This window comes from Terriglobia bacterium (assembly GCA_035712365.1).
Taxonomy (GTDB): Bacteria; Acidobacteriota; Terriglobia; order UBA7540; family UBA7540; genus SCRD01.
In genome coordinates this window covers 98,498-111,845 of the sequence record DASTAW010000048.1, presented here as the reverse complement: position 1 = coordinate 111,845, position 13,348 = coordinate 98,498, and the positions used below count along the sequence as shown (strand labels likewise).

Here is a 13,348-nt window from a genome sequence, read left to right as displayed (position 1 = left end):
GGGGTTTTTCAAAGATTTGCTGAATCGCTAACCGGCCAGGCGCCTGCGGATCTCACTTTCGTAGTCTGGAAAGTAGCGGCCGATGAGGGGCAAATCAAACTGCTGCAATATGGATTCCCTGGGCTCGTTCTCCAGCAGGAATTGGAACGACTGTTCAATGAGTACTTCCTGAGAGACCTGCATTCCGGTGAGCATTTCGTAATATTCGCGGCTAAGCGAAACCGTGTGCGAGGACTTGCTGGCGCCTTCCGTGATGGTGACTCGAAAGCTGCCGGGACAGCATCGTTCAACGCGAATGATTGCAGGCATCTTGCACCTCCTCAGGAATTGGCAGCCCCTTCATTTTATCTCTCAGCCATCCCAGCAGCACGGATCTTGGCCGGCCGGTTCCAAGCCATCTTTAATGCGGACCCAATGCAGGTAAAATGAAAAAGCTATGGAAGCAAGCGCAGCCAAGCTCCCGCGTCTGCTGATTGTGGCCGGCTCTGATTCCAGCGGCGGCGCCGGCATTCAGGCCGATTTGAAGACGGCGTCCGCGCTTGGCGTCTACGCAATGACCGCGATCACGGCTTTGACCGCCCAGAGCACGGAGAGTGTCCTTGGGATAGTGGAAACGGACCCGGAGTTTGTGGCCTTGCAGATGAAGGTGTGTATTGAAGATGTGGGCTGCGACGCGATCAAAACAGGGATGCTTGCGAATCCCGGGATTATTCGGGCCGTGGCGGACGAAATCAGGCGGCACCGTGAAATTCCTGTCGTCGTGGACCCGGTGATGGTTTCCACCAGCGGGATACCGTTACTCGACCCCCAAGCCATTATGACTCTGCGGGAAAGCTTGCTGCCGCTGGCTGCGGTGGTAACCCCAAACCTGCACGAAGCGGGTGCTCTGCTGGGGCGGGCGATTGACGGCCTCGAGGGGATGAAGGAGGCTGCGAGGCTGATCCATGGCTTCGGTTCGCAGAATGTCGTGGTTAAAGGCGGGCATTCGGAAGGCACGAGGGCCGTGGATGTGCTTTTTGACGGGCATGAGTTTGTCGAGTTTCGTTTGCCCCGCATCGCAACGCAAAATACCCACGGGACGGGCTGCATCTTTGCCTCAGCCCTAGCATCAGGTCTGGCAAAGGGGAACACGGTGCGGCAGAGCGTGGCCCTGGCCAAGGACTTCGTGACCGCCGCCATCCGCGAAGGTCTTCCGCTCGGCCGGGGCCGGGGGCCGGCCAATCCCATGCATTTGCGGAGAACCTCGCCGTAGAGGTTTCGCGGGGCGAAGCTTGGCTTTATACTCTTAGGGGTGTGCTTGCTCAGACTGGAGGCGCTGCCCGCCAGTGGTTTATGGGGCAACACCCAAGGCAAATAAAGGACCGTCTGAGTCCCACCGGACCCAGGCGCCGTAGGACAGAGGACAATGCGAAAAATCTTGCTGATGGTTCTAAGCCTTGTTGGGCTGTTTGACTCTATCTATCTCCTGTGGGAATACACCTCGCCAGCCCACCCCATGGTTTGCATGGGAGGAGGCTGCGATGCCGTTCGCGCCAGCGCGTACTCCCACCTTGGCGGCCTGCCGGTGCCCATATACGGCGTGTTCATGTATGCCTTCCTGGTGTTGTTGCTTTTCCTTTACCCTTTGTTGCCGAGTACCTATGTCCGCCTTACGCAACACGTTGTGATGGTAGTTGCAGGCGCGGGATTTCTTTTTTCGGTCTATCTCACCGGGATTGAAGCTTTCGTGCTGCATTCGTGGTGCATGTGGTGTGTGCTGTCCGCTCTGCTGGTGACTGCAATTTTCATTCTGTCCATCGCGGACCGTTCGCACCCGCCGAAGTCTCTGGAACCCGCCCAGGCGCTCTCTCTGGTGCAGCGGAATTTCGCCCTCATCCTGTTCGCTTTTGTGCTGGGGGTACCCGCCTTTATCATTCTCACCTCGCACGGCAGCATGCCTCCGCCGAAGCCTCCTTCGAACCAGGCAGTCAGGAACCACCTTGTTCGTCCCGACACCCATTTCTATGGCGACCCGAACGCCAAAGTCACCATCGTTGAATTTGGGGATTTCAAGTGCCCGGCCTGCCGCCAGGCTGAAGTGTCAGCCAGGAAAATTCGGGAGAACTATGGCGACCGGGTCCGCTTTGCGTTCCGTGAATATCCTCTTGTTAACGTCCATGCCGAGTCTGAGAAGGCAGCAGAGGCTGCTGAATGCGCGGGCCAGCAGGGCAAGTTCTGGCAGGCGGTGGACATGTTCTACGATCACCAGGAAGATTTAACCCTGCCGGCTATCAACCGGTATGCAGGCGAGATGGGGCTCGACTCGCAGAAATTTGTCGCCTGCCTTCAGAAAGGCGAAATGGCATCACGGGTTGACCAGGACCTCATGGACGGCAGGGCGCTGGGAGTCCACGCCACTCCCACCTTTTTTATCAACGGCCAGATGACTGTGGGGCCCATGCCTTATCCGACCTTTGCTCAACTCGTGGAAAACGAATTGAAAATAGCCGCCGTGGAAGGTTCCGCCCCGGACGGCGGCCCCAAGCTTGCCGAACCGGCGTCGGCCCCCGCCGAAAAAAACAAGGCCAGCCAGAAATCCGTCCCCAGCCAAACGCCGTCCAAGACTTCAACGGACACCATGCCGGTCCTGGGAGGGACATCCAATCTCCTTGCGGGCTACCAAAACTCCGCGGCAGCCTGCAGCGAGGACGAGGCCAAGAAGCGCCAGCCGAAGATGATCGGGACGTCGCAGGCACAGAAACTCTACGACGCCAACTCTCAGGCCCTGTTTGTAGACGTGAGGACCGCAAGCGATTTTCAGGCAGGGCATATCCCGGGGGCCCTCAATATGCCGATAGATTCCTTTGAGCAGCAATGGACCCGCCTGCCCAAAAACAAGATGATTGTGCTCTATCAGGGAGGCGAATCCGGCGGCGACATCTGCGCCTTCAGCCGGTCAGCAGGCCGCATTCTGCTGGCGCAAGGGTTCCCCTTTGGTGACGTCAACGTTTACCGGGACGGTCTGACCGGCTGGAAAAAGGCCGGGCTTCCGGTTAAGCAGTAGCTTCTGCCATGCACCATTATTGAACTCCTTTCAGCCCATCGGGATTGGCCCGTTCCATCAAGGCTATAAAAGCCACTAAACTCACTGACCTTTCTCGACGCAGGCTCCCATCGTCTCTCTCATCGAGGTAGCCTCTACCTGCCTCGCCGTAACCTGCCTGACCTTACCTGCTCCTCCGGGGCGGCGCCCGCCTTCATCCGCGATTCTTCTGAATCCCGCTCATCATTTTCCCTCGACAGCCGATAACTGGGAGGTGGAGGACCTCCGCCGCAGCCCGCGATAGCCCAGAAGTTTGGACACGGGACAAGAGGGCTTAACGCCAGCCCTCGAACGCTATGCCATTTTTGATCGAAAACGTAACTCTGCTGGTCCTTGCATTTTTCATTCTTGCTCTGCTGGGAAACTTTTTTCTGATCGGGGTCGTTTTCCACCGCCGGCACCGGCGCAAAAAATTCTTCAATCGGGTTGACACGTTCCGCGAACGATACGGTCCCATCGTTGCGGGGGTCCTTTCAGGGCGTCTCGATTATTCTGGCGGGCTTGAGGAGTTGCGCGGGATCTCTAGCCCCGATCGCCTTTCCGTTCTCGAACGGCTTTGTCTCGAAAAGAAAGCTACGCCTGCGGAAGAGCCGACGCTGAGGCGGCTTTGCGAAGACCTCGGGCTGGTCAAGATCTGGCAGCAACGTCTCATGGGGCAGATTGACCACGCCTCATTGCGTGAAGCCCTTTACAATCCACAGGGGCTGCTGAGGCGGGTCAAATTCCTGCATTTCCTGGTTCGTTCCAAGAGCGCTGAAAACCTGGGACTGGTTCGCCATGAGGCGAGCTGGCCCCTGCTGGTCAAGGCGCTTGAAGGTCCCAATCCGGACCTTCAGGTGGTGGCCGTGCGCTCGCTTGCTGCGATCCATCACCCCGGGAGCTTCCTGCCCCTGGTCGATCGTCTCCACAAGGCGGTTTTGGATCCCGCCTCCAACCTCTCGGTGCGAACCTTAAAATCCGCGCTGGTGGGTTTTTCGCTCCAGAGCGCCGGCAAGCTGCGCGATTCACTTCAGCACACCAATCCGCGAATTCGCTTTCTGGCCACGGACGTTATGCGGGAAATAGTGGAGCGGGAAGCTTCCGGCAGGCCGGAATTCCGTTTGGACAACAGGAATTTCAACGATGAGATGGCAGAGATCTTCCTGGCAGACCTGCCGTTTGACGACAATCCCGACGTTCGGGCCCGGTCTGCGCCGGTGATTGCGCGCCTTGCCGGAGAGCGTGCTGCTTCGATGCTGCTCAAGCTGCTGGAGGATCCTGTATGGTTTGTCAGGCTGCATGCAGTGAGGTCGTTTGTCGGCGACAGGTTCCTTCCGTACGCCGCGCGAATTTCAAAGGCACTCACGGACCCCAACTGGCGGGTGCGCGAAACGGCGGTGCGGACGCTGAGAGGTTTCGGGCAGCCAGGCCTCGACCTCCTCACCACCCACTTTCTTTCCACGCGCGATCGGTACAGCCGGGAACAGATTGCGGATGAGTTCCAGCGCGCGGGCCTGGTTCCCGCCCTGTTGACGCGCTCGACCGAAACGGGCAACGGCAGGGAAACGGCAGTCCTGCGGCATCTGGCCGAATTGGGTAAGACCAGCTGCATGGTTGCGACGCTCGAAGATGAGGCAGGGAACGGAAAACTGCGCAAACACTTTCTTCAGTTGTTGGGGCAGTCGCCTGACCCTCAGATCCAGCATTGGGTGGAGCAGGTGGCGGTGAAGGAACCTGATTTTGAAGTTCGCATCGTTGCTCAAGAGGCTCTGGCAGACGCCCGGCGCCGGAGGGAAGGGTAGTCTCATGGAATTGTGGCGGCAGGTGTTTATCCACGGGATGAACACGTTCAACTTCCTCATCGTTTCCTATTTCCTTATCGGAAACGGTGTCTACACGCTGCTGATGGTGCTGTCCCTGGCAACGGTGTGGCTCTACAACCGCCGCCTGGCCTACCAGGACATGGATGAAATCCGCGAGTCGCCCGTGACGCCTCCCGTCACCATTGTCATCCCGGCATGGAATGAAGAGCAGATCATCGTAGAGACCACGAAGTCTACGCTCCAGACCGACTACCCGGAACTTGAGGTCGTGGTGGTGGACGACGGCTCGAACGACGCCACGCTGGCCCACCTGGTCGAGCATTTCAAGTTGGTGAAGATGGACCTTATCTATCGCCCGCAAATTCCAACCCAGCCAGTGCTCGGTTTCTACATGAACCCGGAGCTGCCCAATCTTCTGGTGGTCAGCAAGGAAAACGGCGGCAAGCCGGACGCTTTGAATGTCGGCATCAATATCTGCCGCACACCCTATTTCTGCACTCTGGATTCGGACTCGATCCTCGAGAGGGACGCCCTGTTACGCCTGATGCGGCCTGTGATCCATTCGCCCGTCAATACCGTCGCCAGCGGCGGGATTGTCCGCGTGATGAACGGCTGCCAGATTCGCGATGGGCGCGTGGCTAAGGTGGGACTTCCCAAATCGTCGCTCGAGCGCTTCCAGGTGGTGGAATACCTCCGCAGCTTTCTGTTTGGCCGCACCGGATGGGACCTGCTGGGCGGCACGCTGATTGTTTCCGGCGCATTTGCGGTCTTCCACCGCGAAACCGTAATGGAAGCGGGAGGATTCGCCCATGATACCGTCACCGAAGACATGGACCTGATTATCCAACTGCATCATTGGGCGGTGCTGCGCAAGCGGCGGATTCGGATGTCGTTCACTTCCGATCCGGTCTGCTGGACGGAGTGCCCGGCCACGCTGAAGATGCTGGGCAAGCAGCGCCGGCGGTGGCAGCTTGGGTTATGCCAGACACTTTGGAAACATTCCGAAATGCTTTTCAACCGCAAGTACGGAATCGTGGGAAACTTCAGCTTTCCTTTTCACCTTTATGTGGAAGCCCTCGGGGCCGTGGTGGAGTTTCTGGGCTACTTCATGGTACCGCTGGCCATCATTTTTGGCATGGTGCCGGCCTTGCTCTACCTGCTGTTCGTCCTGCTCAGCCTTGCCTACGGCGGACTGCTCTCCATCGGCGCGGTTCTCCTGGAAGAACTCACTTACCGCCGTTACCCGAGTTATGCGGACCTTGCAAAGTTGCTGTGGTTTGCCTTCATCGAAAACCTCGGCTATCGCCAACTGGTGCTTTACTACCGGTTTGAAGGCGTTGTGCGGTTCCTGACCGGGTCCCGGCACTGGGAAAAAGTCACTCACGTTGGAGTCACGGGGCAGGTCTCCTGAACCGTGCTGCCAATTTTACGCCGCGACGGCCAGATAAGGCCGAACCGGAGCACAGCGCACTCCCTGGTTCAGCAGGAATTTTCAAACGAGGAACCCGTAGATGGCATCGGATTTCAGAAAGTCTCGCCTTGCTATGCCTGTCCTTCACGGCGTGATCGAACGGACGTGCGGCTGGAGAATCTGCCTGTTTCAGGGCCTGCTTTGCTTGTTTGTGGTCTGCGTGATAGAACCGCATGCGGTAATGGCGGCACAGAGCAACAGCCAGGTCCAGCAGGTCGCCCAGCGGAGCGCCTTGAGACCTCCGGCCGATGCCTCGCCGCTGTTGTGGATTGAATTCTATCGCCAGCGGCTTCAAATCAACCCGAAAGACCGGGATGCATTGAAGGGACTTGCATACCAGGAATCGAGGTTAAACCAGCGACAGGCCGCCATTCAGGACTATCGGCGCGTTCTTGAAATTTATCCCGACGACCGCGACTCCAGGCTTGAGCTTGCTCGCCTGCTGACCTTCGATCACCAATATGGCGCGGCGGTGACACAATACGATCTTCTGCTGAAGCAGAACCCGCAGGACTCGGCGGCTCTGCTGGGCAGGGCTCGCATCGCATTCTACCGGGGCAAGCTTCCCGAGGCCCAGGCCGGGGCAGCGCTGGCGGTTGAAAAGCAGCCGAATGACTTTTCCGCGGTCTTTCTGCTGGCCAGCATCGAACACGCGCTACATCACCGCCGCGAAACCCTGCGTCTCCTGGACCAGGCGGACAAGCTGAGCCCGGGCGATGCCGAGGTGGCATCCCTGCGCAACCGGGTGCTTGGGGAAGCGCGGGTGACGCTGATGACCACGGCGGCATACGCGCGCGAAATCGGGCCGCCCAGCGCGTCCAACGGCCGTTCAGGGCTGCCCAACGAAGACCTGCGGATGTACACCTACGGGACCACAATTGCCATGAATGTGTTTCCCGCAACCACATCTCACATTTCTTTCACCTCTGTTCCCAGCGAAAGTCCTCCTGGGCCTCTGCGCGACAGCAATGGCGATCAGATCCCGACGGGAATCACGGGCGCCACCGCTCCCTACAATTTTCTCTACTGGCAGTCCACACGCTTCGGTCGCTGGCTGACGGTGCGCGGCGGCGCGGGGTTCACCCGCTTCGGTCCCGGCGAACCCGTCTCCATTCCCGGGCAGCCCGATCTCGTCAAAGGAGCGCCGGAGCGACCTGTGGGGCTGGCAGGCATCAGCTTAGGGCTTACAAAAAAACTTTCCCTGGACCTGGATGCAACAAAGTCGGCCATCACGTACACTCCGCTCTCCACAAGGCTGGGAGTCATCGAGGACCGCCTCCAGGCACGTGCCAACTTCTTCTTCAACCCCCGGACGGAGCTGCATCTGGCCTACTGGTACGGGCAATACACCTCCGAGGATTACTCCCACACAGTGAATGTGAGCGGCGTTCCGCAAGGGGTTGTTTTGGCAGATCATGACCAGGGGCGCGGCGGTTCGGTCGTCTTTACCGGGCATCTGCTCAAATCCTCCGTGTTGTCATTGGATTTGGGCTATGAAGGTTTGATCGAGGGATTTGCGGGCCAGGGGCAGAACGTTTTCATGGGTTTTTTTGATCCCAGCTTTTACCAGCGCCATGAGCTTGTTCCGCGCATTTATGGAACTCTCTTCGGCCCGTTGGGATACGACTTGAGCGGCGGTATTGGCGTCCAGCAAACGGGACGCGAGGGAGCGGTGACAAACGCCTGGCAGGTGAGCCCCAGCCTTTCGCTGCGAGTCAGCAGGCATGTAAGCCTGACTCTCGGATACACGCATTACAACACGGCGCAGATTCTGGGCCCGCTTCGCGGAAACGAAGTGCGGTTTGGCACCAGGTGGCAATACTGAGCGGGACGCTTTTTGCTGGGCGAAGCGCCGGAACTACTCGCCAATGCCCTGCGCCAGAAAGCCGCCATCGACCGGAATGGAAGCTCCGGTGACGAAGCTTGCACTATCTGAGGCCAGAAAGATGGCCGCGCCTTTTATTTCCTCCACCTGTCCAAAACGCTTCATCGGCGTGTGTGCAAAGATCGATGCCTTCCTTTCGGGCCGGTTGATGATGTCGCGGTTGAGGTCGGTTTCAAAGACGCCCGGCGCGATGGCGTTGACTCTGATGTTGTGTTTGGCCCATTCCGCCGCCAGGCAGCGCGTGATCTGAACCACTCCACCCTTACTGGCTGCGTAGGGAGCAACCTCGTGCGCGCTGACGAAGGAGGCGATCGAGGCGACATTGATAATGCGCCCATAATGCTGATCTCTCATGACCCGGCCGGCCATCTGGCAGGTGTTCCAGACTCCCTTCAGATTGATTTCCATGATCTCTTTCCACAGGCTGTCTTCCACGTCAAACGACGGGACCCGCTTCGTCACTCCGGCGGAATTTACAAGTATGTCGATCCGGCCCATTTCGTCCAGCATCCGGCGGATCACCGCCTGAATCTGGTCGCGGTCAGTCACATCACCGGTCATCTCGAAGGTTCTTCTTCCCGCCGCCTCGATTTCCCGCGCGGTTCTCTGGACTTCTTGAGCCCGGCGCCCCACTGCGGCGACATCGGCGCCGGCTTCGGCGAAACCCATGGCGATAGCCTTGCCCAGCCCGCTGGTTCCACCAAATACCAGAGCGCACTTTCCCTCGAGACTCAGTCCTTTGTAGTAAGACAAGCGAATTCCTTTCCGCCGCTGGATTCGTGAGTGCCATCCTACCATCAAGGAAAAAACCCGGGCAATGTCCAGCGGTGCATCGCTTGCGTCAACGGTTGCCGGAGTGTTAGGCTTCCACCTTACTCACACCCGCGGACAGGCTGGGCGGGCGCTGGGCCCACGCACAAACAGGCCTGCGCAAACACGAAGGCGTGCTCATTTCAAAAACCTGATGGGAGGCTATAACTGAATGGACTTGGAGCAACTGAGGCGGATGTATGACTTTACCGGACAAACGGTCGCCATCACCGGAGGAGCGGGAATACTGGGGGGCGAGATCGCGCAGGCGCTTGTGGGATGCGGCGCCAACGTGGCGATTCTGGATCTGAATCTTGATCCGGCCAAGGACATCCTTGAGAGGATGGGCCCGCGCGCGCGCCAGACGTTCACGGTAAAGACCAACGTCCTGGACGCAGACAACCTGCGCCAGGCCTCGACAGCCGTGCTGGAGAAGTTCGGCGGGGTCGATTGCCTGGTGAATGCAGCCGGGGGCAATAAGCCCCAGGCAACCACCAGCGCGGATCTCGCGTTTTTTGATCTGCCCGCCGACGCCCTGCGATGGGTCTTCGATCTCAACATCATCGGGACCGTCCTTCCCTCGCAAGTATTCGGCAAAGTCATGGCGGAGAAAGGCCGCGGAACCATCCTCAACATATCCTCCATGAATGCTTTCCGCCCGCTGACGCGCATACCGGCCTACTCGGCCGCGAAGGCGGGCGTCAGCAATTTTACGCAATGGCTGGCAGTGCACCTGGCGCAGTTATACTCGCCAAAAATTCGGGTGAACGCCATCGCGCCGGGTTTCTTCCTGACTCAGCAGAACAGGTTTCTTCTCACCGATGAGAAGTCGGGTGCGTTGACCGCGCGTGGCAAGGCAATTATTGACCATACGCCCATGGCCCGTTTTGGCAGTCCGGAAGACCTGTTTGGGGCCGTCTTGTGGCTATTGTCGCCCGCGTCGGCGTTTGTGACGGGGGTCATTGTGCCAATCGACGGCGGTTTTTCGGCGTATAGTGGAGTATAGGGGTAGCGGAGGCCGGCGGCCGAAGCACGCCGTGCGAAGAAGGGATTTTGGAGGAGGCCTGCCATGGTGATGGGACAGGGTTTTGCGGACCGCCATCTGACCAGCGAGGAAATAAGCCGGACTGTCCAGGAAGGTCTGGCCACGCTGGCTGTTGACGGTAAACGCGTGCTGATCATTATCCCGGACGGCACTCGCACGATGCCCATGCCGCTGATGTTCGATCTGTTTGAGCGTGAGTTGTCCCTGCGCGTGGCCGCGCTTGATTACCTGGTGGCGCTTGGGACGCATCCCTTGATGGATGACAAGAACCTCAGCAAGCTGGTGGGCCGCGAGGTGGTGGACGGAAAAGTTGGCAAAATCCGCATCTTCAATCACCACTGGGAGAAGCCGGAAACCTTCGCGACGCTTGGCGTGATTCCAGCAAAGGAAACAGGTGAGATCACCGGCGGCGTGCTCGAGAAGGACATTCCTGTCCGCCTGAACAGGATGATTCTGGACTATGACCAGATCATCATTTGCGGGCCGGTTTTCCCCCACGAAGTGGTTGGATTCTCGGGCGGCAACAAATACTTTTTCCCGGGCATCGGCGGATCGGAAATCATCAATCAGACCCACTGGACGGGCGCGCTGATGACCAACTACAAGATCATCGGCGCAGGCTATACGCCGGTGCGCGCCATCATTGACCGGGCTGCCGGGATGATTGACCGGCCCGCGGCGTGCTTTGCGCTGGTGGTAACCCACGGCGGCTTTGAGGGACTTTACTTTGGCTCAGCAAAGGAAGCCTGGAAAGCCGCGTCAGAGCTCTCGGCGCGCAAACACATCATCTACGTGAAGAAGCCTTTTCGGCGTGTCCTTTCTGTGATGCCGACGCTCTATGACGACCTGTGGACCGGCGCGAAAGGGATGTACAAGATGGAGCCCGCGGTAGCCGACGGCGGCGAAGTGGTGATCTATTCGCCCCACATCACCGAAGTCAGCTACACCCACGGCAGGATCATCGAGGAGATCGGCTACCATTGCCGCGATTACTTCCTGGCGCAGTGGGACAGGTTCAAGGACTATCCGGGCAGCGCGCTGGCGCATTCCACGCATGTCAAGGGGCTGGGGAAGTACGATGCCGCAACCGGCAAGGAGACACCGCGCATCCAGGTCACGCTGGCGACGGGGATATCCAAAGAGCGCTGCCAACGGATAAACCTCGGTTACCTCGATCCGGCAAGCGTCAACCTGGAGGAATGGAAAGGCAGGGAAGACGAAGGCATCCTGCTGGTGCCGCGCGCCGGCGAGATGCTTTACCGCGTGGAAGAAAGAGTTTCAAAAGCGGCGTAACGCTGAACGCATAGCCCGTTAGCCTTGCAGGTGCTCAGCCAGCCAGACAACGTACCTGCTGTTGCGCCGTCGCACCTCCGCCAGAAGGTCTTCCGGAAGTTCGTCGATTTTCTCTTTGAAAAAGCGCCGGTCGCCGTCCGGCGAATCCACATCGCGACTACCCACCAGGTTCCCCAGCCAGAAAACCAGGAAGAGATTGCCGTCAACGCGACCGCGTGATGCCTCACCCAGGTCGTATTCAAGGCCCAACGATGTGTATTTAGCTGCCAATTCGCTTTCACAGCCAAACGCTCCGGTGGCGGCGAAATCGTTGGCCCGCATCACCATCCGCTCATAGAGTTTTCGCCAGTGGGAAGCCGCCGGCTGGCTTCGCAGCACATCGAAAAGCTGCAACTGAAGCTCGCCGGAGATTTTGTAATTTACACGCCCCGCCGTCGATTTCCCGATCCGCTCCAGGACTTCGGCTTGCTTGCCGCTGCCGGAGTGGATGCTGAGTGTGGTGTCGAAACTCCTGGCCACGTCGGCCAGCTCCGCAACGCGTGCCGCCAGCTCGTCAAGGGGCTTCCCGCGGAATTCCTTTTCGACACGCTCCGGAAGCTCCGGCCACATTTTGTGATGGCAATAATCCAGCAGGCCGACGCCATCCGCCGGCGAAGTGGCCATGGCAACCGGATAAGCCTGGCGTTTTTTGAATCCCAGGTTCGGCGGGCAAAGCTGAGCGGCCCGGCCGCGCGCCTTCAGCCAGTGCATATAAAACAGGAGCTCTTTGGCGGTCGTCAGCGTCTCGGCTTCGTCGATGGACGGTTCAAAGTCGAACGCGGTTCCCAAGCCGGCGCTGGACTTTGCCTGAATGATGTAATCATAGAGCTCTTCATTCAGCTTAAGGCTCTGGCCAAACTTGACGCCCAGACGAATGATTTCCGGTTCGCCGAATGTGTAATTCCTGCCGCCGATCTTGAATGGCTTTGAGAACTCGCTGCGCAACCACCTCTGTTCATCGCCGGAAAACACCTGTTGAAATTTCTCACTGACGGCGGAATGGCTCCACGGATCCGGATGCCGGGAATCAGCCTGGAGTTCGAAGAGGCGCGAGGTGTCAGTGGTGAATTTGGTGTAGCCGGCTGCGTGGCGAATGGCTGTCTTGACCATCTCGACCGACTGGACGACCTCTTCTGCGCTATTGCCGGAAACGATGAAGTGGTCGGCCTCGGCGCTGTAACCGTCGCGCCAGCCGGAACGGATGGCGGCCCACAGGCCGGTGTGGTACAGGTGGCGAATAGAAACGCGGGTGTGGCCGGTCGCGACAGGGTTCTCGCCGTCGCGCTGTTCCAAGGCGTCCTCAGTGGTCATCTCGCGAGTCGCGGAGAGCTGCACTGTTGAGGCCATGTTAACGTGCAGCTTGTTCAGGATGGTCCGGTAGGCGTCGAATACAGCGGGCAAACTGATTTCGGGATGGCGATTGCCAGCCGCTACGGCGGGCTCGGAGCGTTGCGGCCGCGGCAAAAACGCCCGATCAACCTGCTCGGCGAACTTCCTGATGGTTTCATGGTCATGGCTGCCGAAAGGGATGAAGCTGAGCAGCACTTCCTTCCCGTCAACCTGAACGCGCTCATGGCGGGCGGGCTGAGCGAGAAGCTTGCCGGACGAAGATGGGTCAACAGCCATGTGCAGCAACAGCGGAGTGGCTTTACCATCGTTCACGACGTCAGCCGCCAGGTAAAAATTCGACGGATGGACGGGATCTATTGCGAGAGACCGGGCGTAGGGCCTGAAGGTATCCAGACCGAGATCTCCGAAGTGTTTCACGAGTTGTTCACGGGTCGTTGCATCGATGGCGCGACCTTTAGTGTGATGGATGATTCCATCTACGACTGCGGCAGCTTCCTGAGTATCGAACTGAAATTTCATAGCTCTCCTGATTGAAGTTTGATGCCAAAATCTTACACCCGGTGCTCGCGCA

At 58.8% G+C, this 13,348-nt stretch carries 10 protein-coding genes; 7 read left to right on the top strand and 3 right to left on the bottom strand.

Going from position 1 to position 13,348, the window contains the following annotated elements; translation table 11 throughout:
- Window positions 1–27: 27 nt before the first annotated feature.
- Window positions 28–309 (bottom strand): hypothetical protein, encoded by a 282-nt coding sequence (locus VFQ24_14615; GenBank protein ID HET9179587.1) that lies wholly within the window; start codon window positions 307–309, stop codon window positions 28–30.
- A gap of 127 nt (window positions 310–436) precedes the next feature.
- Between VFQ24_14615 and thiD the strand changes: the two genes are divergently transcribed.
- The 5 genes from thiD to VFQ24_14590 all read left to right on the top strand — a co-directional run bounded on the left by thiD (window position 437) and on the right by VFQ24_14590 (window position 8,180).
- A complete protein-coding gene (gene thiD / locus VFQ24_14610) occupies window positions 437–1,252 on the top strand; it encodes a bifunctional hydroxymethylpyrimidine kinase/phosphomethylpyrimidine kinase (GenBank protein HET9179586.1) in 816 nt (271 codons plus the stop codon).
- Window positions 1,253–1,405: 153 nt separating this feature from the next.
- Entirely contained in the window at window positions 1,406–3,043 is a 1,638-nt protein-coding gene (locus VFQ24_14605; GenBank protein ID HET9179585.1) for a thioredoxin domain-containing protein, read from the top strand.
- 335 nt (window positions 3,044–3,378) lie between these two features.
- On the top strand, window positions 3,379–4,863 hold the full coding sequence (locus VFQ24_14600) for a hypothetical protein (protein ID HET9179584.1): 1,485 nt from the start codon (window positions 3,379–3,381) through the stop codon (window positions 4,861–4,863).
- Window positions 4,864–4,867: 4 nt separating this feature from the next.
- On the top strand, window positions 4,868–6,295 hold the full coding sequence (locus VFQ24_14595) for a glycosyltransferase (protein ID HET9179583.1): 1,428 nt from the start codon (window positions 4,868–4,870) through the stop codon (window positions 6,293–6,295).
- A gap of 100 nt (window positions 6,296–6,395) precedes the next feature.
- Window positions 6,396–8,180, top strand: a complete 1,785-nt coding sequence (locus VFQ24_14590) for a tetratricopeptide repeat protein (protein HET9179582.1) — start codon at window positions 6,396–6,398, stop codon at window positions 8,178–8,180.
- A 33-nt stretch (window positions 8,181–8,213) separates the two neighbouring features.
- Here the strand turns inward: VFQ24_14590 and VFQ24_14585 are convergent, their stop codons facing one another.
- Window positions 8,214–8,993 carry a glucose 1-dehydrogenase gene (locus VFQ24_14585; protein ID HET9179581.1) on the bottom strand — a complete coding sequence of 260 codons (780 nt, stop codon included), beginning with the start codon at window positions 8,991–8,993 and terminating at the stop codon, window positions 8,214–8,216.
- Between the two features lie 229 nt (window positions 8,994–9,222).
- Here VFQ24_14585 and VFQ24_14580 point away from each other — a divergent pair, with 229 nt between their 5' ends.
- Entirely contained in the window at window positions 9,223–10,056 is an 834-nt protein-coding gene (locus tag VFQ24_14580) for an SDR family oxidoreductase (protein ID HET9179580.1), read from the top strand.
- A gap of 63 nt (window positions 10,057–10,119) precedes the next feature.
- Window positions 10,120–11,388 carry a lactate racemase domain-containing protein gene (locus VFQ24_14575; GenBank protein ID HET9179579.1) on the top strand — a complete coding sequence of 423 codons (1,269 nt, stop codon included), beginning with the start codon at window positions 10,120–10,122 and terminating at the stop codon, window positions 11,386–11,388.
- Between the two features lie 18 nt (window positions 11,389–11,406).
- Here the strand turns inward: VFQ24_14575 and VFQ24_14570 are convergent, their stop codons facing one another.
- Window positions 11,407–13,296, bottom strand: a complete 1,890-nt coding sequence (locus VFQ24_14570) for a tagaturonate epimerase family protein (protein ID HET9179578.1) — start codon at window positions 13,294–13,296, stop codon at window positions 11,407–11,409.
- Between the last annotated feature and the right edge of the window lie 52 nt (window positions 13,297–13,348).

What these genes read in the sequence shown, in the direction of transcription:
- VFQ24_14615 (HET9179587.1), bottom strand. Translation starts at nt 309, where the DNA reads ATGCCTGCAATCATTCGCGTTGAACGATGCTGTCCCGGCAGCTTTCGA.
- thiD (HET9179586.1), top strand. Translation starts at nt 437, where the DNA reads ATGGAAGCAAGCGCAGCCAAGCTCCCGCGTCTGCTGATTGTGGCCGGC.
- VFQ24_14605 (HET9179585.1), top strand. Translation starts at nt 1,406, where the DNA reads ATGCGAAAAATCTTGCTGATGGTTCTAAGCCTTGTTGGGCTGTTTGAC.
- VFQ24_14600 (HET9179584.1), top strand. Translation starts at nt 3,379, where the DNA reads ATGCCATTTTTGATCGAAAACGTAACTCTGCTGGTCCTTGCATTTTTC.
- VFQ24_14595 (HET9179583.1), top strand. Translation starts at nt 4,868, where the DNA reads ATGGAATTGTGGCGGCAGGTGTTTATCCACGGGATGAACACGTTCAAC.
- VFQ24_14590 (HET9179582.1), top strand. Translation starts at nt 6,396, where the DNA reads ATGGCATCGGATTTCAGAAAGTCTCGCCTTGCTATGCCTGTCCTTCAC.
- VFQ24_14580 (HET9179580.1), top strand. Translation starts at nt 9,223, where the DNA reads ATGGACTTGGAGCAACTGAGGCGGATGTATGACTTTACCGGACAAACG.
- VFQ24_14575 (HET9179579.1), top strand. Translation starts at nt 10,120, where the DNA reads ATGGTGATGGGACAGGGTTTTGCGGACCGCCATCTGACCAGCGAGGAA.
- VFQ24_14570 (HET9179578.1), bottom strand. Translation starts at nt 13,296, where the DNA reads ATGAAATTTCAGTTCGATACTCAGGAAGCTGCCGCAGTCGTAGATGGA.